Origin of the sequence: Ramlibacter sp. (assembly GCF_035655895.1) — a bacterium.
In the GTDB taxonomy this organism is placed as follows: Bacteria; Pseudomonadota; Gammaproteobacteria; order Burkholderiales; family Burkholderiaceae_C; genus Ramlibacter.
In genome coordinates, this window is sequence record NZ_DASRTN010000007.1 from 50,326 (window position 1) to 68,111 (window position 17,786).

The 17,786-nt window shown below is 67.3% G+C and carries 25 protein-coding genes; 19 read left to right on the plus strand and 6 right to left on the minus strand.

Features of this window, described 5'->3' with window-relative positions; translation table 11 throughout:
• Positions 1 to 3 precede the first annotated feature (3 nt).
• The 4 genes from VFE82_RS09000 to smpB all read right to left on the minus strand — a co-directional run bounded on the left by VFE82_RS09000 (position 4) and on the right by smpB (position 2,344).
• The gene (locus tag VFE82_RS09000) at positions 4 to 816 is read right to left on the minus strand and encodes an anti-sigma factor (RefSeq protein WP_324999963.1); all 813 of its coding nucleotides are present in this window, start codon (positions 814 to 816) and stop codon (positions 4 to 6) included.
• 7 nt (positions 817 to 823) lie between these two features.
• Positions 824 to 1,351: a sigma-70 family RNA polymerase sigma factor gene (locus tag VFE82_RS09005; RefSeq protein ID WP_324999964.1), complete on the minus strand. Its 528-nt coding sequence runs from the start codon at positions 1,349 to 1,351 to the stop codon at positions 824 to 826.
• A gap of 54 nt (positions 1,352 to 1,405) precedes the next feature.
• Positions 1,406 to 1,783 (minus strand): hypothetical protein, encoded by a 378-nt coding sequence (locus VFE82_RS09010; protein WP_324999965.1) that lies wholly within the window; start codon positions 1,781 to 1,783, stop codon positions 1,406 to 1,408.
• 87 nt (positions 1,784 to 1,870) lie between these two features.
• Positions 1,871 to 2,344 (minus strand): SsrA-binding protein SmpB, encoded by a 474-nt coding sequence (smpB, locus tag VFE82_RS09015; RefSeq protein WP_324999966.1) that lies wholly within the window; start codon positions 2,342 to 2,344, stop codon positions 1,871 to 1,873.
• A gap of 58 nt (positions 2,345 to 2,402) precedes the next feature.
• Here smpB and VFE82_RS09020 point away from each other — a divergent pair, with 58 nt between their 5' ends.
• Together VFE82_RS09020 and VFE82_RS09025 are read left to right on the plus strand one after the other, a co-directional pair.
• Entirely contained in the window at positions 2,403 to 2,843 is a 441-nt protein-coding gene (locus VFE82_RS09020; protein ID WP_324999967.1) for a type II toxin-antitoxin system RatA family toxin, read from the plus strand.
• A 3-nt stretch (positions 2,844 to 2,846) separates the two neighbouring features.
• Positions 2,847 to 3,161 carry an RnfH family protein gene (locus tag VFE82_RS09025; RefSeq protein ID WP_324999968.1) on the plus strand — a complete coding sequence of 105 codons (315 nt, stop codon included), beginning with the start codon at positions 2,847 to 2,849 and terminating at the stop codon, positions 3,159 to 3,161.
• Here VFE82_RS09025 and VFE82_RS09030 read toward each other — a convergent pair.
• On the minus strand, positions 3,155 to 3,646 hold the full coding sequence (locus VFE82_RS09030; protein ID WP_324999969.1) for a DUF4124 domain-containing protein: 492 nt from the start codon (positions 3,644 to 3,646) through the stop codon (positions 3,155 to 3,157). The two genes, VFE82_RS09025 and VFE82_RS09030, sit on opposite strands and share 7 nt — an antisense overlap.
• Before the next feature lie 139 nt (positions 3,647 to 3,785).
• On the opposite strand from VFE82_RS09030, the gene guaB reads away from it, so the two are divergent.
• The 8 genes from guaB (at position 3,786) to VFE82_RS09070 (ending at position 10,931) form a co-directional block, all read left to right on the plus strand.
• Entirely contained in the window at positions 3,786 to 5,255 is a 1,470-nt protein-coding gene (gene guaB, locus VFE82_RS09035; protein ID WP_324999970.1) for an IMP dehydrogenase, read from the plus strand.
• 94 nt (positions 5,256 to 5,349) lie between these two features.
• Entirely contained in the window at positions 5,350 to 5,658 is a 309-nt protein-coding gene (locus VFE82_RS09040) for a type II toxin-antitoxin system prevent-host-death family antitoxin (RefSeq protein WP_324999971.1), read from the plus strand.
• A complete protein-coding gene (locus tag VFE82_RS09045) occupies positions 5,645 to 6,061 on the plus strand; it encodes a type II toxin-antitoxin system VapC family toxin (protein ID WP_324999972.1) in 417 nt (138 codons plus the stop codon). Before VFE82_RS09040 ends, VFE82_RS09045 begins: the two co-directional genes overlap by 14 nt.
• Positions 6,062 to 6,113: 52 nt before the next feature.
• On the plus strand, positions 6,114 to 7,727 hold the full coding sequence (gene guaA / locus VFE82_RS09050; RefSeq protein WP_324999973.1) for a glutamine-hydrolyzing GMP synthase: 1,614 nt from the start codon (positions 6,114 to 6,116) through the stop codon (positions 7,725 to 7,727).
• Between the two features lie 76 nt (positions 7,728 to 7,803).
• The gene (locus tag VFE82_RS09055) at positions 7,804 to 8,424 is read left to right on the plus strand and encodes an FMN-binding negative transcriptional regulator (protein ID WP_324999974.1); all 621 of its coding nucleotides are present in this window, start codon (positions 7,804 to 7,806) and stop codon (positions 8,422 to 8,424) included.
• A gap of 1 nt (position 8,425) precedes the next feature.
• Positions 8,426 to 8,632, plus strand: coding sequence for a hypothetical protein (locus tag VFE82_RS09060; RefSeq protein ID WP_324999975.1), 207 nt, complete (start codon positions 8,426 to 8,428; stop codon positions 8,630 to 8,632).
• 29 nt (positions 8,633 to 8,661) lie between these two features.
• Positions 8,662 to 10,017, plus strand: a complete 1,356-nt coding sequence (tadA, locus tag VFE82_RS09065; protein ID WP_325000078.1) for a tRNA adenosine(34) deaminase TadA — start codon at positions 8,662 to 8,664, stop codon at positions 10,015 to 10,017.
• Positions 10,014 to 10,931, plus strand: coding sequence for an LD-carboxypeptidase (locus VFE82_RS09070; RefSeq protein WP_324999976.1), 918 nt, complete (start codon positions 10,014 to 10,016; stop codon positions 10,929 to 10,931). Before tadA ends, VFE82_RS09070 begins: the two co-directional genes overlap by 4 nt.
• A gap of 12 nt (positions 10,932 to 10,943) precedes the next feature.
• On the opposite strand, the gene VFE82_RS09075 is transcribed toward VFE82_RS09070, so the two are convergent.
• Complete coding sequence (locus tag VFE82_RS09075; RefSeq protein ID WP_324999977.1) at positions 10,944 to 11,246, minus strand: hypothetical protein; 303 nt, start codon at positions 11,244 to 11,246, stop codon at positions 10,944 to 10,946.
• A 351-nt stretch (positions 11,247 to 11,597) separates the two neighbouring features.
• On the opposite strand from VFE82_RS09075, the gene VFE82_RS09080 reads away from it, so the two are divergent.
• The 9 genes from VFE82_RS09080 (at position 11,598) to VFE82_RS09120 (ending at position 17,561) form a co-directional block, all read left to right on the plus strand.
• Positions 11,598 to 11,984 carry an MbcA/ParS/Xre antitoxin family protein gene (locus tag VFE82_RS09080; RefSeq protein ID WP_324999978.1) on the plus strand — a complete coding sequence of 129 codons (387 nt, stop codon included), beginning with the start codon at positions 11,598 to 11,600 and terminating at the stop codon, positions 11,982 to 11,984.
• Positions 11,985 to 12,079: 95 nt separating this feature from the next.
• Positions 12,080 to 12,694 carry an RES family NAD+ phosphorylase gene (locus tag VFE82_RS09085; RefSeq protein WP_324999979.1) on the plus strand — a complete coding sequence of 205 codons (615 nt, stop codon included), beginning with the start codon at positions 12,080 to 12,082 and terminating at the stop codon, positions 12,692 to 12,694.
• A gap of 555 nt (positions 12,695 to 13,249) precedes the next feature.
• On the plus strand, positions 13,250 to 13,384 hold the full coding sequence (locus VFE82_RS09090; protein WP_324999980.1) for a hypothetical protein: 135 nt from the start codon (positions 13,250 to 13,252) through the stop codon (positions 13,382 to 13,384).
• A 74-nt stretch (positions 13,385 to 13,458) separates the two neighbouring features.
• Entirely contained in the window at positions 13,459 to 13,764 is a 306-nt protein-coding gene (locus tag VFE82_RS09095; protein ID WP_324999981.1) for a cellulose synthase, read from the plus strand.
• Positions 13,765 to 13,900: 136 nt separating this feature from the next.
• On the plus strand, positions 13,901 to 14,113 hold the full coding sequence (locus tag VFE82_RS09100; RefSeq protein ID WP_324999982.1) for a hypothetical protein: 213 nt from the start codon (positions 13,901 to 13,903) through the stop codon (positions 14,111 to 14,113).
• Positions 14,114 to 14,194: 81 nt separating this feature from the next.
• Positions 14,195 to 14,452, plus strand: a complete 258-nt coding sequence (locus VFE82_RS09105; protein WP_324999983.1) for a hypothetical protein — start codon at positions 14,195 to 14,197, stop codon at positions 14,450 to 14,452.
• Positions 14,453 to 14,455: 3 nt separating this feature from the next.
• Positions 14,456 to 15,901, plus strand: a complete 1,446-nt coding sequence (locus VFE82_RS09110; RefSeq protein WP_324999984.1) for a hypothetical protein — start codon at positions 14,456 to 14,458, stop codon at positions 15,899 to 15,901.
• Positions 15,902 to 15,903: 2 nt separating this feature from the next.
• Positions 15,904 to 16,242, plus strand: a complete 339-nt coding sequence (locus VFE82_RS09115; RefSeq protein WP_324999985.1) for a DUF2523 family protein — start codon at positions 15,904 to 15,906, stop codon at positions 16,240 to 16,242.
• A 50-nt stretch (positions 16,243 to 16,292) separates the two neighbouring features.
• Positions 16,293 to 17,561: a zonular occludens toxin domain-containing protein gene (locus VFE82_RS09120; protein WP_324999986.1), complete on the plus strand. Its 1,269-nt coding sequence runs from the start codon at positions 16,293 to 16,295 to the stop codon at positions 17,559 to 17,561.
• The last annotated feature ends 225 nt before the right edge of the window (positions 17,562 to 17,786 follow it).

The following is a 17,786-nucleotide window of genomic DNA, read 5'->3' on the forward strand; positions in this document are numbered from 1 at the left end:
GCGTCAGAGCTGGCGGTACACGGCCTCGGCCAGCGGCAGCAATTCGGCCCGGCCCAGCTGCCCGGCGAGCGCGTACCCGAAGCCCTGGTCGACCCAGTAGAAGCTCGAGGTGCCGGACTCGCTGGTGAAGCGGAACGACGTTTCCCGGGCGCCGGCCTCGCGCGCGTTCTCCAGCGCGCCGACGTAGACCGTGATGCGTTCGGCACGCGCGTTCTGGTACATGAACTGCGCGCGCGGCCCCTGGCCGGCGGCCAGCAGCCGGCCGCCCACCAGTTCGTAGCCCTGGGCGCCGAGGTCCGGCACCTTGAGCGGCCGGCCCAGGCGCTTGGACAGCCACTGCACGAGATGATCCTGCTGCGCGGCGGTCACCTCGACCGGATGGCGCACCTCGGGCGAGAAGACCGCGTGTGCGACGACCGCCTGCCGCCCGAATTCGGCGGCCGGTCGCGCCTTCGCCAGCAACGGGCCCGATGCCGCCAAAGCCCACTGCCCGTGTGCGATCCAGCCCACCGCGAAGGCCAGCAGCACGGAAGCGGCCATCCCGCCCCAACGCTGCCAACGATCGATGCGGGCGCGGCGGGCGCCGAGCTGGCGGGCCGCTTCGACCAGCAGGGTGGGGGGCGGCTCGCGCAGGACCTCGGCGTGCAGGACCCGCAGCAGCTCGCGCTGCCGCTCCCACGCGGCGACGGTCTGCTGCGCGTCGGGCGAGTCCGCCAGGCGCGCCTGCAATGCCTCACGTTCGGCAGAACCCAGGCGACCGTCGACCAGCGCGTGCAGGGCGGCTTCGTCGAGGCGAGGGGTGGGATCTTGCTTCATCACGGATTCATTTCATGCGCACGAGCGGTACCACGGCCGCCGCCGGTGCCGGCGTCGTCGCGCCTTCCATCAGCTCGCGCAAGCGGGCGCGGGCCCGCGACAGGCGGGACATCACGGTGCCGATGGGGGTGCCGGTGATCGTCGCGACTTCCTGGTAGCTCAGGTCCTGCAGGGCGACCAGGAGCAGCACCTCGCGCTGCTCCTCGGGCAGGCGCAGGAGGCAGCGCTGCAGGTCCAGCGCCTGGTCGGGCATGCCGCCGGGGGCCGACAGCTCCTGGGCCACGTCGTCGATGTCGACTCGCTGGCCTGCCTGCCGCACCGCGCGCCGCACGCCGTCGACGAACAGGTTGTGCATCAGCGTGAAGAGCCAGGCACGCAGGTCGCTGCCCGCCTTCCACAGCTGCCACCGGTCGCAGGCGCGCTCCAGCGTGTCCTGCACCAGGTCGTCGGCCGCCCACGTGTCGCCCGTCAACGCCCGCGCATAGCGGCGCAGCTGCGGGATCTGCGCTTCGAGGTCGGCGGTGTGCAGCGGCATGACGCGAGGCGGGCACCGGGGCACGCCGCGGCGAGCGGCGGCCGCGGCAGCAGCTCAGGGACGGGCGAGATGCCAGACGTTGTTGAAGCCGTCGCCGGTGCGATCGCCCGGCTTGGCGTCCTTGGCCCAGTAGTAGACCGGCTTGCCCTTGTACGCCCACTGGCGGCTGCCGTCGTCGCGGGCCACGACCGACCAGTCGCCCGAAGCCGAGGCGCCGGCCTGCGCCATGAGCGGCGGCCAGTTCGTGGCGCACGGGCCGTTGCAGACCGACTTGCCGCTGCCGGCGACGTCGCGGTCGAAGGTGTACAGGCTCATGCCGTTGGAGCCGACCAGCACGCCGTCCGAGGCCTTGGCTGGCTGGTCCGATCCGGACATCGCGGCGCAGGCGCCCAGGCTGAGTGCAAGGGTGGCAGTGAGGATCGAGCGTTTCATGGGATGCATGGAAGTCTCCGGTGGTGGTTGCAAGCCATGAACGTCGCGGCGGCCGCGTTTATTCCCGGCGCCAGGCAACGCGGGGCCTCAGCGCTGCCGGCTCTTCATCGCGCGCTCGATCTCGCGCTTGCCTTCGCGGTCCTTGATCGTGTCGCGCTTGTCGTGCTCAGCCTTGCCCTTGGCGAGAGCCACTTCGCACTTGACCTTGCCGGCCTTCCAGTGCAGGTTGATCGGCACCAGGGTGTAGCCCTTCTGCTCGACCTTGCCGATCAGCCTGCGGATCTCGTCCTTGTGCATCAGCAGCTTGCGGCTGCGGATCGAGTCGGGGTTGACGTGGGTGGAAGCGGTCTTCAGCGGGTTGATCTGGCACCCGATGATGAAGAGCTCGCCCTTCTTGATGACCACGTAGCCGTCGGTCAGCTGCACCTTTCCCTCGCGCAGCGCCTTGACTTCCCAGCCTTCCAGCACCATGCCGGCCTCGAAGCGCTCCTCGAAGAAGTAGTTGTACGCAGCTTTCTTGTTGTCGGCGATGCGGGTCGTGCCGTCTTGTTTGTGGGCCATGGGCTGACAGATGGGGAGCGCAGGCCGTCACTACAATCCCGCGAGCCCTGCATTCTGTATGAAAACCGTCCATCGCTCCGTCCTCATCTGGTACAGCGCGGACGAGATGTTCAGACTGGTCACCGATGTGGCCCAGTATCCGAAGTTCCTGCCGTGGTGCGACCGCGCCGCCGTTCTCGAGGAGGACGCGCACGGCATGAAGGCCGAGATCGGCATCGCGTTCGCGGGCATCCGACAGAGTTTCATCACCCGCAACGAGCACGATCCCGGCCGCAAGGTGTCGATGCGACTGGTCGATGGTCCTTTCTCCAACCTGGACGGTGGCTGGACCTTCGCGCCCGTGGGCGGCGAAGGGCAGCGAGCCTGCCGGGTGGGCCTGGACCTGAACTACAGCTTCCGCAACGCCGCCCTGGCCGCCGTGGTCGGACCCGTCTTCGACCGCATCGCGGGCAGCCTGGTGGATGCTTTCGTCAAGCGCGCAGAACAGGTCTATGGCTGACGCATGCCGCTCGTGACCGTCACCCATTCGCCGGCGCCGCGCCAGGTGCTGGAGCAGTCGCTGCAGCTGCCGGACGGAGCCACCGTGGCGGATGCGCTGCGGGCTTGCGGGCTCAGGCTGCCCGAAGGCGCCGGCGTGGGGGTGTGGGGCCGCCAGGCGGACGTGGACCACGCGCTGCGGGAGGGCGACCGGGTCGAGGTCTACCGGTCGCTGCTGGTGGATCCGAAGGTGGCGCGGCGCGAGCGCTTCAAGCGCCAGGGCGCCCGTGCAGCCGGCCTGTTTGCCGGCCGCCGTCCCGGGGCCAAGCCGGGCTACTGAACGCAGTCGCGCGTGATGATGCCGTCGAGCCGGCGCAGCTCCGCCGCGCGGGTGGTGTCGTCCATCACCTCGCGCTCGCCCTTGGCGTTGACGTGCGACAGGCGCACGCCCGACTCCATGGTGGTCTTGGACAGGCGCGCGCGCGAACAGTTCTCGGCGCGGGCTTCGGCCAGTTCCTTCTCCTTGGCCTTCTTCTGGTCGGCTTCCTGGGCCAGCGCCTGCTTGCGCTTCTCCTCGAGGTCCTTGTCCTTGCCAGCCGCCTTGGGTGCGGCGGTCGGGGCGCTGGCGGCGGCCTGCGGTTCCGCGGCGGCGGTTGCCGGGCGCGGGCCGGCGCTGCGCAGGATCTTCTCCGCCGGCACTTCCGGGGGCGGGGCCTTGTCGCTGAACACGCGACGGCCGTCCTTGTCGATCCATTGCCATTGCGCGACGACGGTCAGCGGCAGGGTGCAGGCCAGGGTCAGGGCGAGGGTGCGAAGGACGGTCATGCGGCGAGTGTAGCGGTGCAGCTCGACCGTGCAGCCCCGGCGCGGGCCGCAGCCGCGCACTCCGTCACGGCCTGTGGCGTGCCTTGCACTCGGGTTAGTACCAAGGTGCTGGCTACAATCCCGCTTTTGGAGCTCTGACATGCGCCTCTTAGGAAAAGCGCTGACCTTCGACGATGTGTTGCTGGTCCCGGCGTTCTCCCAGGTCCTCCCCAAGGACACCAGCCTGGCCACCCGGCTGTCCCGCAACATCGCGTTGAACCTGCCGCTGGTGTCGGCCGCGATGGACACCGTGACCGAGGCGCGGCTGGCGATCGCCATCGCCCAGGAAGGCGGCATCGGCATCGTCCACAAGAACCTGACGCCCAAGCAGCAGGCGGCGGAAGTGGCCCGGGTCAAGCGCTATGAATCGGGCGTCCTGCGCGACCCCGTGGTGATCACCCCGACGCACACGGTGCGCCAGGTGCTCGACCTGTCGGAACAACTGGGCATCTCGGGCTTTCCGGTGCTGGACGGCGGCAAGGTCGTGGGCATCGTAACCGGGCGCGACCTGCGCTTCGAGGCGCGCTACGACATCCCCGTCAGCCAGATCATGACCCCGCGCGAGAAGCTGGTGACCGTGCGCGAGGGCACCACCCCGGCCGAGGCGAAGGCGCTGCTGAACAAGTACAAGCTGGAGCGCCTGCTGGTGGTGAACGACGCCTTCGAGCTCAAGGGTCTGATCACCGTCAAGGACATCACCAAGCAGACCAGTTTCCCGAACGCGGCCCGCGATCCGTCGGGCCGGCTGCGCGTCGGGGCGGCCGTCGGCGTCGGCGAAGGCACCGAGGAGCGCGTGGAGGCTCTGGTCAAGGCCGGTGTTGACGTGATCGTGGTCGACACGGCCCACGGCCACAGCAAGGGCGTGATCGACCGCGTGCGGTGGGTCAAGCAGAACTATCCGCAGGTCGACGTGATCGGCGGCAACATCGCGACCGGCGCTGCCGCCCTGGCGCTGGTCGAGGCCGGCGCCGATGCAGTCAAGGTGGGCATCGGGCCGGGCTCGATCTGCACCACCCGCATCGTGGCGGGCGTTGGCGTGCCGCAGATCACCGCCATCGACAACGTGGCGACGGCCCTGGCCGGCAGCGGCGTGCCGCTGATCGCGGACGGCGGCATCCGCTACTCCGGCGACATCGCCAAGGCGATCGCCGCGGGCGCCAGCACCGTGATGATGGGCGGCATGTTCGCCGGCACCGAAGAGGCCCCCGGCGAGATCGTGCTGTACCAGGGCCGCAGCTACAAGAGCTATCGCGGCATGGGCTCCATCGGCGCCATGCAGCAGGGCAGCGCCGACCGCTACTTCCAGGAGGCGACCACCGGCAATCCGAACGCCGACAAGCTGGTGCCCGAGGGCATCGAAGGTCGGGTGCCGTACAAGGGCTCGATGCTGTCCATCGTGTTCCAGCTGGCCGGCGGCGTCCGGGCCGCGATGGGTTACTGCGGCTGCGGCACGGTCGAGGACATGCGCAGCAAGGCCGAGTTCGTGCAGATCACCGCGGCCGGCATGCGCGAGAGCCACGTGCACGACGTCCAGATCACCAAGGAAGCGCCGAACTACCGGGCCGACTGACGGCGTCCGCTCGAAAAAGGCCAGAATTTTCTGGCCTTTTTTCTTGGGCAGGCTAGAATTCTGGTCAGATTCGAACAAGGTCGAGCCAGAATCCATGCCCACCGTGCCCATCCATCTGGCCAAGAGCCAGCTCTCGGAGTTGATCCGCGCGGTGGAGCAAGGCGAGGAAGTGGTGCTGACCCGGCATGGCAAGCGCGTCATCCGCCTGATCAGGGAACCGGACAGCGAGCAACCCAGCATCGAAGCGCGGCGCCAGGCCATCCAGGCAGAACTGGCTGCCCTGCGCGAGAAGGTCGGCGGCAGCGAACCGTCGTTCCGGGAACTGTGGGCGCACCACAAGCAGGAGCGGGAGCCCGCGGTGCGTGACAGCGGCAACGCTGCGGAAGACGATGCTGGTCGTTGATGCGTCCGCCTTCGCGAGCTGGGCGTTTCCGGACGGCGCCGGCGACAAGGTCTCGCAGGCGCTGGTGCGGGTGATGACCGAGGAGGAGAGCGCAATGAGTGCCGCGGTCTTCCCGCTGGAGGCGCTGCACGCCGCCGGTCGCGCCCTGGCCTGCGGCCGGTTCACGCCCAGTGTCCACCAGCACGTGCTGCGGCTGCTCAGCCGGCTACCGGTGTCGCTGGCGCCGATGCGCGTGTCGCCGCTGGAGTTCTGGAGCTGGGCACAGTCGCTCGGCCTGACCCCGAACGATGCGGCCTACCTGAAGGTGGCCGTGGACCTCAAGGCGCCGCTCGTCACGATGGACCCGTCACTGCAGCACGCCTGCCTGAAGCTCGACCACCCGCTCATCACCGACCTGCCATGACCCGCGCCTGCCCCGGAGCGGGGCTCCGGACCGCGCTCACCCGAGACTGAACATGCAACACGACAAGATCCTCATCCTCGACTTCGGCTCGCAGGTCACGCAGCTGATCGCCCGGCGGGTGCGCGAAGCGCACGTCTATTCCGAAGTGCATCCCTGCGACGTCACCGATGACTGGGTCCGCCAGTACGCCGCGGACGGGAACCTCAAGGGCGTGATCCTCTCCGGCAGCCACGCCAGCGTCTACGAGGACACCACCGACAAGGCCCCGCAGGCGGTGTTCGAGCTGGGCGTGCCGGTGCTGGGCATCTGCTACGGGATGCAGACCATGGCCCACCAGCTGGGCGGCAAGGTGGAAGGCGGCCACAAGCGCGAGTTCGGCTTCGCCGCCGTGCGTGCCCGCGGGCACACCGAGTTGCTGCGCGACATCGCCGACTACACCACGGACGAAGGGCACGGCATGCTCAACGTCTGGATGAGCCATGGCGACAAGGTGGTCGAGATGCCGCCCGGCTTCAAGCTGATGGCCTCCACCGAGAGCTGCCCGATCGCGGCCATGGCCGACGAGACGCGGCGCTTCTATGCGATCCAGTTCCATGCGGAAGTGACGCACACGGTGCAGGGCAGGGCGATCCTCGAGCGTTTCGTGCTGGGCATCTGCGGCGCTCGCCCGGACTGGGTGATGCGCGACCACATCGCCGAGGCCGTCGAGGCGATCCGGCGTCAGGTGGGCAACGAGGAGGTGATCCTCGGGCTGTCCGGGGGCGTCGATTCGTCGGTCGCGGCAGCCCTGATCCACCGCGCGATCGGCGACCAGCTGACCTGCGTGTTCGTCGACCACGGCCTGCTGCGCCTGAGCGAGGGCGACATGGTGATGGACATGTTCGCCGGCAAGCTGCACGCCAAGGTGATCCGCGTCGATGCCAGCGACCTGTTCCTGGGCAAGCTGGCCGGCGTCAGCGACCCGGAGGCCAAGCGAAAGATCATCGGCGGCCTGTTCGTGGACGTGTTCAAGGCCGAAGCCGCGAAGATCAAGGAAACGCACTCGCGTCACGTCGCCTGGCTGGCGCAGGGCACCATCTATCCCGACGTGATCGAGTCGGGCGGAGCCAAGAGCAAGAAGGCGGTCACCATCAAGAGCCACCACAACGTGGGCGGCCTGCCGGAGCAGCTGGGGCTGAAGCTGCTGGAGCCGCTGCGCGACCTGTTCAAGGACGAGGTGCGGGAACTGGGCGTGGCGCTCGGCCTGCCGCACGAGATGGTGTACCGGCATCCGTTCCCGGGCCCGGGCCTGGGCGTGCGCATCCTCGGTGAAGTCCGGCGCGAGTACGCCGACCTGCTGCGCCGGGCGGACCACATCTTCATCGAGGAGCTGCGCAACTTCACCGACCCGCACACCGGCAAGAGCTGGTACGACCTGACCAGCCAGGCGTTCACGGTCTTCCTGCCGGTCAAGAGCGTCGGCGTGATGGGCGACGGGCGCACCTACGACTACGTGGTGGCGCTGCGCGCCGTGCAGACCAGCGACTTCATGACCGCGGACTGGGCCGAGCTGCCGTACGCGCTGCTCAAGAAGGTCTCGGGGCGGATCATCAACGAGGTCCGCGGCATCAACCGGGTGACCTACGACGTGAGCAGCAAGCCGCCGGCGACCATCGAGTGGGAGTGAGACGCATCGCAGCGATGCGCGATCGGCATCCATCGGCCGGCCGATCGTCGCTACAGTGCGCGAAGGAGGATCCCCCATGTACATGCCGCCGCAGTTCCGGGCCCGTGACGAGTCGATCGCCGTCGACCTGATGCGGGCGCATCCGCTCGCCAGCCTGGTCACCTGCGACGACGAAGGCTTTCCCTTCGTCACCCACCTGCCGCTGCACGTGGAGCAAGGAGAAGGTGGCCTCGTGCTGTGGGGCCACGTGGCCCGCCCGAATCCGCAGTGGCGCCACCTCCAGGCGCGTCCCCGCGCGCTCGCGACCTTCCTGGGACCGCACGGCTACCTGTCGCCCAAGGTCTATCCGGACCTGCAGCGCGTGCCCAGCTGGAACTACCTCGCCGTGCACTGCGAGGTGGAGGCGCGGCTGGTGGAGGATCCGGACGCGAAGGATGCGCTGCTGAAGAAGCTGATCGGCGACCACGAGCCCGCCTATGCAGCGCAATGGCGCTCGCTCGACGCCGACTTCGCGCACAAGCTGCTGCAGGGCATCGTGGGCTTCGAGCTGCGGATCACCGACGTGCAATCCAAGGTGAAGCTCAATCAGCACCGTCCGGAATCGCACCGGGCCCTGCACGCCGCGTATCGCGACGGGGGCGAGAACGAGCGCGCGCTGGCCGGCTGGATGGTCCGGCTGGGCCTGGCGGAGGAATGAGATGCGCGGCGTGTTCAGCCTGATCGGCCTGGTCCTGGTGGTGCTGGCGGTCGCACTCGTCGCCCGCAAGCAGATGGCCAATCCGCCGTCGGGCGCACAGGCCACCGCCACATCCCCTGCCGCGCCCGCGCAGCAGGTGCAACAGGTACGGCAAGCGGTCGATGCGCTGATGCAGGCGCCGCGCCCCGCTCCCGACGAAGCGAAGTGACGACCCCTACATCGCACGACGAGCAGTTCATGGCGCTGGCGCTCGAACAGGCGCGGCAGGCCGGAGCGGCTGGCGAGGTCCCCGTCGGTGCGGTGGTGGTCCGGGATGGCCAGGTGATCGGGCGCGGCCGCAACGGTCCGGTCGCCGCGCACGATCCGACGGCGCACGCCGAGATCGTGGCCCTGCGCGATGCGGCCCGGACACTGGGCAACTACCGGCTCGATGGCTGCGATCTGTACGTCACCCTGGAGCCATGCCCGATGTGCAGCGGTGCCATGCTGCACGCCCGTCTGCGGCGCGTGGTCTTCGGTGCGCCCGACCCCAAGACGGGCGCCGCTGGCTCGGTGCTGGACCTGTTTGGCGAGCGGCGCCTGAACCATCGCACGCTGGTCGAAGGCGGCGTGCTCGCCCAGGCATGCGGCGCGCAGCTCTCCGATTTCTTTTCGGCACGGCGGCAGGCGGCACGTGAAACCGCGACGCTGCTGCGCGACGATGCCCTTCGCACACCCGATTCGCGGTTCGCGGCATTGCCCGACTATCCATGGGCCCCGCGCTACGTGAGCGACCTGCCCGCACTGGCCGGCTGGCGGATGCACTACCTGGACGAGGGGCCGCGCGAGGCGCCGCTCACCTGGCTGTGCCTGCACGGGAACCCGGCCTGGAGCTTCCTGTACCGCAAGATGATTCCGGTGTTCCTGGCACAAGGCCACCGGGTCGTGGCGCCCGACCTGATCGGCTTCGGCAGGAGCGACAAGCCGAAGAAGGAATCGGCGCACAGCTTCGACTGGCACCGCGAAGTGCTGCTGGAGTTCGTGGAGCGGCAGGATCTGCGTGACGTGGTGCTGGTCGTGCAGGACTGGGGTGGCCTGCTCGGCCTGACGCTGCCCATGGTGTCGCCGGAGCGCTACCGTGGATTGCTGGTGATGAACACCACCCTTGGCACGGGGGACGTGCCGCTCGGTCCCGGTTTCCTGGCGTGGCGCGAGATGTGCGCGCGGCAGCCGGAGTTCGACGTCGGCCGGCTCTTCGCCCGCGGCAATCCACACCTGAGCGCGGCGGAATGCGCCGCCTACGACGCGCCGTTTCCCGATCGCGGCCATCGGGCCGCCTTGCGCGCCTTTCCGCCGATGGTGCCCGACGCCTGGGACGCCGGCGGCGCAGCCATCTCGCGCCAGGCACGCGAGTTCTGGCAGACGCGCTGGAGCGGCCGCAGTCTGATGGCCATCGGCGCCAGGGACCCGGTCCTGGGCCTGGCGGCCATGCAGCAGCTGCGCAGCTGGATCCGGGGATGCCCGGACCCGGTCGTCCTCGAAGACGCGGGCCACTTCGTGCCCGAACATGGGAGCGCGCTGGCCAGGAGGGCAGTGGGATACTTCGCGCCGTGACCAAGAAGCACATCTACATCTACTCTCCCTCCAGTGCGGTGCGCGACAAGGCCGCGGTGCGGCGCGGCGTCGCCCGCCTGCGCGCCATGGGCCACGACGTCGAGGTCGATGCGTCCGCCCTCGCCAGCCACATGCGGTTCGCCGGCGACGACGACACGCGGCTGGAGGCCATCCACCGCGCAGCCGCCAGTGGCGCGGACGTCGCCATCATCACGCGGGGCGGCTACGGACTCACGAGGCTGCTGCCCGCGATCCGGTACAAGGCCGTGGCGCGTGCCATCGAGCGCGGAACGCGCTTCGTCGGGCTGAGCGACTTCACGGCCTTCCAGAGCGCCGTGCTGGCGGAGACCGGCGCGGTCACCTGGGCTGGCCCGGCGGTGGGAGAGGATCTGGGCGTGGAAGGCGAACCCGACGAGATCATGCTGGCCTGCTTCGAAGACCTCGTGAGCGGGCAGGGCGAGGGCACGGGTTGGCAGCTACCGTCGGCAGAGCGAACCGACTCCTTCCGGGATGTCCAGGGGGTTCTCTGGGGCGGCAACCTGTCGATCCTGGCGACACTGGCGGGAACGCCCTGGATGCCCCAGATCAAGGGCGGCATCCTGTTCATCGAGGACGTGCACGAGCATCCCTACCGCGTCGAACGCATGCTCACGCAGTTGCTGTACACCGGCGTGCTGGCGCAGCAGAAGGCTGTGCTGTTCGGCCACTTCACGAACTACAAGCCGGTTCCGCACGACAAGGGCTTCCGCCTGAAGACCGTGATCGACCGCCTGCGCGGGCAGATCAAGGCGCCGGTCTTCACCGCGCTGCCGTTCGGACACGTGCCGACCAAGGTCGCCCTGCCGGTTGGCGCGAAGGTGCACCTCGCGGTGGAAGGCCGCGACGCTTTCGTGCTGTGGGGGCACCGGCATTAGCCGGCCAGGCGCTTAGCCGACCAGCGGGCTCGGGCGCGACGCGAGGCCGCCCGGCAGCAATCCACGGAACATCTTGGTGATGGCCTGGATGCGTTCGCGGGCCACGGCCTCGCCATGCATGGCGGCCAACGCCGCCATCAGGTCACCGCGAAGGTACCAGAGGCCCTGCAGATCGCCTGCGTAACGGATGCGCCGGGTCACGTGCGGGAACTTGGCCGGGCCGAAATCCCCCAGGAGATCGAGCATCTTCTCGCGAATGTCTTCCAGGCTCGTGTCGAGGATGGAATCGGTCGGCTGGACGGAGTGGCCCAGCAAGCCGTAGATGCTGCTCCGGAGACGGGATTTGGACCAACGCATGCCGGAATTTGTCTAGGCTGAAACAATTTTGCTAGGGAAGTGACAAAGATAGTCGCAGATCGTGACCGTGCCAAGACACCGCGAGTGAAGGAGTTCACAAACAACGCCGAGCAATATCAAGCACTTGGTAACGGAACGTGAGGTTTGCTTGATCGGCTCCGCGCGATGTGCCGCGAAGAGCCGGCGCTGTGCGGGCAACTTCCCGAGTTCTCGGGTGGCTCCATCTCCGGTCCATCCGCAGAGAATGCCCAGTGCAGTTGCAAAAGAGAGAATGACCGACTATTCTTTCCGCAGCAAGAAGGAGGTCCCATGGCGAACGTGGCACGTGCCAAGTCCCCGGCGGCGAAATCGGCCGAAGCCGTTTTGACGAAGGCTGCACTTCGCTCGGCGGGGTTGCTCGGCCTGAACAATGCGGCCCTGGCGAGGGTGGTGGGGCTGAGCGAAGCCACGGTCTCACGGCTTGCGGCGGGTGATCGCCATTTCGAGCTGGGCAGCAAGCCGGCGGAACTCGCCGCGATGCTGGTGCGTGTCTACCGCTCGCTCGATGCGCTGGTGGGCAACAGCGAGAAGCATCGGCGCCTCTGGATGACCACCTTCAACCACGCTTTCAACCAGACGCCTCGGGACGCCATCGAAAGCATCGAGGGCCTGGTCCGCGTTGTCCGTTACCTCGACGGTGCCCGCGCGCTGGTATGACTGCCGCGGCGTGGGAGGAGACCTGGTTCGACCAGGCTGCGACGGCGCGTCGTGACTTGTGGCGCGGGGTCGAGGCGCAACACCAGGTCGCGACCATGCGGCTGGTGGACGATCTTCAGGACCAGGAACTCCTCGAGCAGGTGCTGGAATCCAGCAAGCCGCCGCTGCCACCGAGTTGCGTCGGGCTGCCGTATCTGCTGGCGACCCCGTTCCGGTACGCGCCGCCCTGGCCGTCGCGCTTCCGCGCGGCACACGAACCAGGGGCGTGGTACGGCGCCGACGAGCCGGGCACGGTGGCGGCGGAACTGGCGCACTGGCGCTGGCGCTTCTTCATGGATTCCGAAGGGCTGCGCGGGGAGCAGTTGGTGACGGAGCACACGTTCTTCCTGGCCCGCTTCGACGGCACCGAACTGGACCTGACCAGGCCGCCGTGGAACGCGCACCGGGCCACGTGGCGCGACCCCGACGACTATGCCGAATGCCACCGCCTGGCTGCGGCCGTGCGGCGCCGCGCGCCACCGATCGCCGCCATCCGCTATGAGTCCGCGCGACGCGAACATGGCGGGTGCGCCGCGGTGTTCGATGCGAGCCGGCTCGCGATCCCGCAGCCGCACCGGCAGCAGACCTGGATCTGCAAGATCACGCGGGAACTGGTGCTCTGGGTTCACCAGGACGAAGTGCTGGAGTTCCGGCAGCCGATGCAGGCCTGAGATCCCCCGTGGCACCCGGGGATGGCGAGCAGGAGACAGGGCACCAAGCGGCCCGGACCGGCAGAACCGACCATCCGGGCCAGCTCCAGGATCCACCGACACATGATTTGACATAACAATCATCGTATCTAGTCATCGCATAGGCTGGAGTCGGCGTAGAGATCAGGCTGCACACCGCGAGCAAGACGGTAGCGACGCCCCCGCCAATCGCTTGCCACGACTTTCCCAGCAGCGTACGCAGCTGCTCCCCGCGCTTCGTGCCTTCGGTCGTCTGTAGCGTGGCTCGCACCAGTTCCTGCACCGGGTCTTCGCCTGCAAAGCCCGCTAGCCGTGCTCGGTCCGCCGGCACGCACGTGCGCTTGCCCATCTTCCATTCGCTGACCGTGCTTTGCGCCACGCCGAGGACCTTCGCCAGCTTGTATTCGCTCCCGACGCGCTGACCCGCGCGCACTACAAGGTCGTGTACTTCCAAATTTGTGATTGACATAGCTCAGCCATTCCCGTAACGTCCATGCATCGCACTTTTGCGATGCATTACCAAATCTGGGGTTGATTATGGGTCTGAGCTCTTCCGCCGTCGAGCGTTCTGAGTATCGGGAAGCTGTTGTTGAGGCGGTGTCGCGCGGTATCTGCGTCGGCCTCGCCTGGGCGTTGCCGCTGATCGTGCTCGGCATTGCTTGTTTCGCATGAACGCGGCGCTATGGCTGTCCGTCACCGGAGGCCATAACGCCGCGCTCCTGCGGTGCCTACTCACAAGGCAAACCATGCAAACCGTTCTCGAAATCCTGCTCGTCAACTCCAAAGACGGCACCTCTAAGAAAACCGGTCAGGCGTTCTCCATCAAGGAAGCGCATTGCGTCCTGCGTGACACCGCTGGCAAGGCTGGCGCTGTCGGCGTGCTGACCGTCCCCAAGGCCCTGGAGGCTGTCGCCAAGCCCGGCCTCTATACCGCGTCTTTCACGCTCGACGCGCCGACCTACGGCCCGGACCAGGGCAAGGTCGTCGCGACGCTCGCCGGCCTCGTTCCCATCGAAGCCAAGCAGCTGCGGCCGATGCCTGCGGGGGCCTGATGGACGGGCAAGACGACGTCCGTATGTTCTGCGGCGGGTGCGGCTTGGTCTTCGGCCTGGACGACATTGACGACATGGACGACGTCCAGTGCCCGGACTGCCAGTCGCGGGACGTTGACGGCCTCGGGGACGACTGATGCGGGTTCTCATTTGCTCCATCGACGTCGATCCGTGTCCGCCGCAGAACGTCCAGACGTTGTCGCTTGCCGACTCCATCGACCCGGCGCTCTTTGGCATCACTCCGGAGCGCATGGCCTACATCTTCTCGGGTGGGCTCGGGATGGTGCTGTCGTTCTGGGCCTTGGGCCTCTGCGTCGGCCTCGCCGTCGGTTTGATCCGCAAAGCGTGATTTCAGCGGGGGCCGCGCCAGCGTCGTGAGACGTCGCGTGTCCTCCGGTGCAATTCCGCACCGTCCAACCTGGAGCTTTCCATGCACAAGCTGCAAAACCTGTCCGTCCGTCTTCGCCAGTCCGCCGCCGCCAAGCTGGCGATGGTCGGCACCGTGGCCCTCGCCACTGCCACCAGCGCCATGGCGCAGACGGCTGACGGCCCCTTCGATGCCTTCTTCGATGCCATCGGCCTGTCCGGCGTCACCGCCAAGGTGGTGGCCGTGGGCGTGCTGATCGTCGGCATCGCCCTGGCGTTCAAGGGTCCCGACCTCGCCAAGCGCGTAGTGCGCAAGGTCTAAGCCGTGACTGCCGGAGCCCTCGTCGTTCTGTTCTGGGCCGTTATTGCCTTGCTCGGGGCGATGTGCGGCTTCGCATTCATCGGTGGCCTAGGGCGAGTGTTGCTGCTCGTCCTGGCCGTTTTCTTCTCCTTCTCTCCCGGCGATGCTGCTGCGCAGGCTGTCGCCAGCGATACCGCGTTCGACCGCTTCATGCAAAAGGCAACCGGCGCGGGTAAGACTTCCGTCGAGTTCGCTAGGGACGGCACGCCCGTTGCCTCCGCTGGTGTTCCGAGCGCTGCCCCTGACGGTGGGTCCGGGATCAAGGTCAACCAAACCGGCAATCTGCGCAATCCCAGCGGCAACCCCGTTCCTGTTGCTGCTACGGGCCGCGTTTCCAACGCTGCTGCCGCTGCTGCGATCGGGCGCTTTCTTGGCCGTGCCTTGCCTGTGGCGAGCGCCGCTGCTGCTGGTTACGAGCTGCTCAAGGAATTGAACATCGTTCGGAATCAGGCTGGTGATGAGGTCACCTTCGATCAGACGTCCATCAATTGGTATGGCTACGTCAGCATCTGTGGTCGTGGGTCTACCACCATCAACAAGACGTACGGCACTCCTTCTCAGCTCGCGGCTGCGTGCACCGCTGCTTTCGTCGATGGCACCACTCGTCCCGGCCTTGCTGTCACTTGCACTGCGCCCGGGAACTACGTCGTTGGGCAGGTCAGCGCTATCGACTGCGGCGGTCCGGAGATCTTCGTGCGCCCGACCATCTACCCCGAGGGTTCCAAGACTGACGTTCGGCGTCTGAATGAACAGGGCCTCATTGACGCCATCGCGTCTAAGTCTGGCTGGCCGACCACCAGCGCAATTGCTCGGGCCGCTGTCGAGGCCGCCAACGGCCTGCGCGAGCCGCTTTCCGTGTCTTCTCCCACTGTCTCCGGTCCCGCCAGCACCCCCGGCCCAGCGCCTACGGTCAAGCAAGAGCCCAACGCCGACGGCTCGACAAAGACGACGACGACGTCCGTGGTTCATAACCACAACTATCAGGGCAACACTGTCACCACCACCAACGTGACCACGATCAACATCACCAACAACGGCGCTGCCGGCGTGAACAAGGTTGACACGGTCACCGAGACCCCGCCGGCAGAGGCGGCTTCTGTCGATACTCCCCTCCCCGCTCAGCCGAAGCTCTATGAACGCAAGTTCCCGAATGGGCTCGTTGGTGTGTGGACGACCCGCAAGGCCGAGCTGAGCGCGTCGCCACTGCTCTCCTTGGCGTCTACCTTGATGCCCAGCATTGCGCCCACTGGCACCTGTCCGGTCTGGATGCTGGACCTGAATTTCGCCGGCACTCCCTGGCAGTTCGGTGCTTATGACGTTGCGCCGGCCTGTGACCTTTGGAAAGTTGCGGCCGCTATCGTCATCGTGAGTGCCCTCCTGCTGGCGCGCGCGCTTGTCTTCGGAGGTTGACCGTGGGTGATTTGTTCTCCGCCCTCTTTGCGAAGGTCGCCGCAGTCGTCAAGTGGTTCTCCGATCTGTTCGTGGCGGTCTTCACCGCTGCCTACGATCTGCTGCGGGACGTTCCCGCGTGGTGCTTCGATCAAGTCCTCTCGGTGGCCGTTTCCGCTGTCACTGCGCTGGACACGAGCGCCCTCAGCAACGCGGCTGCCGGCGGTTGGGGTTCGATTCCCGCCGAGGTCTCCAACATCCTGAGCCTTCTCGGTGTCGGGACCGCGATCACCATCATCACGGCTGCCATTGGCGTGCGCCTGGTGCTGCAGCTCGTTCCGTTCACGAGGCTTGGCTCATGATCAACGGGCTAGAGGGGATCCCCGGTAGCGGTAAGTCGTATGAGGCCGTCGTGTACCACGTGTTGGCGGCGTTGCAGAAGGGCCGGCTTGTCGTGACGAACCTTCCCCTTGTGGTGGAGATGTTCGGCGCCATTGACCCCGCGTATCCGGCTCTCATTGAGCTGGTCTACCGGCCAAAGCCGATCCTTGGCACCTGGGACGCTTCGCGCGTCGATGGCAAGGGCAACGGCAATGCTTTCGAGCTGTGGCCCGATGGCGCGCCCCCTGCCGATCAGGGACTCGAGCCGTCGCTTCCCGAGCTGGTTCAAAAGGGGCGTGTCCGTCTTCGTGGCCCTGATCCTGAGCGCATTCCCTCTGACGTTGTCTTCGGTGGCGTGTGGGACTACTACCACACGTGGAAGCATCCTGAGACCGGCCAGGGTCCGCTCTTTGTCATTGATGAATGCCACGTTCCGCTCCCCAGCGGCGCCACCGATCCCCGGGTGGTCGAGTGGTTCAAGTTGCACCGGCACTTCAACGCAGACGTTCTGCTGATGACGCAGTCGTTCCGCGACATGAATCAGCCGATTGCGCGCCTGATCGCCATGCTGATTCGGTGCCGCAAGGCCGACATCCTGGGCAAAAAGGATGTGTACATCCGCAAGGTCCACTCCGGCTATCGCGGAGCGGTCATCTCCACCGAGGAGCGGCCCTACAAGCCGCAGTTCTTCCCGCTCTATCGCTCGCACACGCAGGGCAACAGCGTGGCCGAGTCAGCTGCCCAGGACGTCGCGCCGCTCTATGTCAAGGTGCAGCGGCTCAAGTGGGCCGTGCTCGCTGTGGGCGGCGTCCTCACGGTGTGGGCGTGGTGGCCGGAGGGCAAGTCTGCGTCTGCTCCTGCGAAGCCTTCTTGGCTGGTCGAGGCTGAGAAGCACCGCGGCAAGCCGCTGATTCCCACCGCGGCTGACGTCCCGACCTCCCCTGACGCTGCTGCTAAGAAACTGGCTGTTGTTGCCCCTGGTGCGTCCACCAATGAGCAACCCTCGGGCGCCGTTGGTGGTCCGATTCCCGAGCCGTACGGGACTAAGGGCCTGCACCTCAATGGCTGTCTCACCATGGGCCGCGTGACGCGCTGCATGGTCACGATTAGCCAGAACGGTGCCGTCGTTTCCACCACTAGCAACAGCGAGCTTGAGCGTGTCGGCTACGTCTTCAAGGCGTTAGGCGATTGCGTGGCCACGGTGCAATGGCTGACCACTGTCCGCACGATCACCTGCGATTCCCCCTCGATCACGGTCGCCTATCAGCCCACGGCGGCTGCGGCTCCCGCTGCCAAGTGACGCTGCTCTCTGGGGACAACTACGGGGCCCCTGAGAGGCGAATAGCCTCGCGTGCGCAGCACCAGGGGTCTGGGGGTATGGGGGCGGACAGCCACCATGTTGGACCCTCGTTCACCCTGTGCCGGTTGATGTGCGGCCGGGCCGCTCGCCGCGAGGGGCCCCGCTCGCGGGGATACGCGGCGAGCGAAGCGAGCCGCTAATTTATTACTAGAACACTTTGGAACA

Excerpts from the sequence above, each read along its gene's own strand:
- VFE82_RS09000 (WP_324999963.1), bottom strand. The coding sequence starts at position 816 with ATGAAGCAAGATCCCACCCCTCGCCTCGACGAAGCCGCCCTGCACGCG.
- VFE82_RS09005 (WP_324999964.1), bottom strand. The coding sequence starts at position 1,351 with ATGCCGCTGCACACCGCCGACCTCGAAGCGCAGATCCCGCAGCTGCGC.
- VFE82_RS09010 (WP_324999965.1), bottom strand. The coding sequence starts at position 1,783 with ATGAAACGCTCGATCCTCACTGCCACCCTTGCACTCAGCCTGGGCGCC.
- smpB (WP_324999966.1), bottom strand. The coding sequence starts at position 2,344 with ATGGCCCACAAACAAGACGGCACGACCCGCATCGCCGACAACAAGAAA.
- VFE82_RS09020 (WP_324999967.1), top strand. The coding sequence starts at position 2,403 with ATGAAAACCGTCCATCGCTCCGTCCTCATCTGGTACAGCGCGGACGAG.
- VFE82_RS09025 (WP_324999968.1), top strand. The coding sequence starts at position 2,847 with ATGCCGCTCGTGACCGTCACCCATTCGCCGGCGCCGCGCCAGGTGCTG.
- VFE82_RS09030 (WP_324999969.1), bottom strand. The coding sequence starts at position 3,646 with ATGACCGTCCTTCGCACCCTCGCCCTGACCCTGGCCTGCACCCTGCCG.
- guaB (WP_324999970.1), top strand. The coding sequence starts at position 3,786 with ATGCGCCTCTTAGGAAAAGCGCTGACCTTCGACGATGTGTTGCTGGTC.
- VFE82_RS09040 (WP_324999971.1), top strand. The coding sequence starts at position 5,350 with ATGCCCACCGTGCCCATCCATCTGGCCAAGAGCCAGCTCTCGGAGTTG.
- VFE82_RS09045 (WP_324999972.1), top strand. The coding sequence starts at position 5,645 with ATGCTGGTCGTTGATGCGTCCGCCTTCGCGAGCTGGGCGTTTCCGGAC.
- guaA (WP_324999973.1), top strand. The coding sequence starts at position 6,114 with ATGCAACACGACAAGATCCTCATCCTCGACTTCGGCTCGCAGGTCACG.
- VFE82_RS09055 (WP_324999974.1), top strand. The coding sequence starts at position 7,804 with ATGTACATGCCGCCGCAGTTCCGGGCCCGTGACGAGTCGATCGCCGTC.
- VFE82_RS09060 (WP_324999975.1), top strand. The coding sequence starts at position 8,426 with ATGCGCGGCGTGTTCAGCCTGATCGGCCTGGTCCTGGTGGTGCTGGCG.
- tadA (WP_325000078.1), top strand. The coding sequence starts at position 8,662 with ATGGCGCTGGCGCTCGAACAGGCGCGGCAGGCCGGAGCGGCTGGCGAG.
- VFE82_RS09080 (WP_324999978.1), top strand. The coding sequence starts at position 11,598 with ATGGCGAACGTGGCACGTGCCAAGTCCCCGGCGGCGAAATCGGCCGAA.
- VFE82_RS09085 (WP_324999979.1), top strand. The coding sequence starts at position 12,080 with ATGCGGCTGGTGGACGATCTTCAGGACCAGGAACTCCTCGAGCAGGTG.
- VFE82_RS09090 (WP_324999980.1), top strand. The coding sequence starts at position 13,250 with ATGGGTCTGAGCTCTTCCGCCGTCGAGCGTTCTGAGTATCGGGAAGCT.
- VFE82_RS09095 (WP_324999981.1), top strand. The coding sequence starts at position 13,459 with ATGCAAACCGTTCTCGAAATCCTGCTCGTCAACTCCAAAGACGGCACC.
- VFE82_RS09100 (WP_324999982.1), top strand. The coding sequence starts at position 13,901 with ATGCGGGTTCTCATTTGCTCCATCGACGTCGATCCGTGTCCGCCGCAG.
- VFE82_RS09105 (WP_324999983.1), top strand. The coding sequence starts at position 14,195 with ATGCACAAGCTGCAAAACCTGTCCGTCCGTCTTCGCCAGTCCGCCGCC.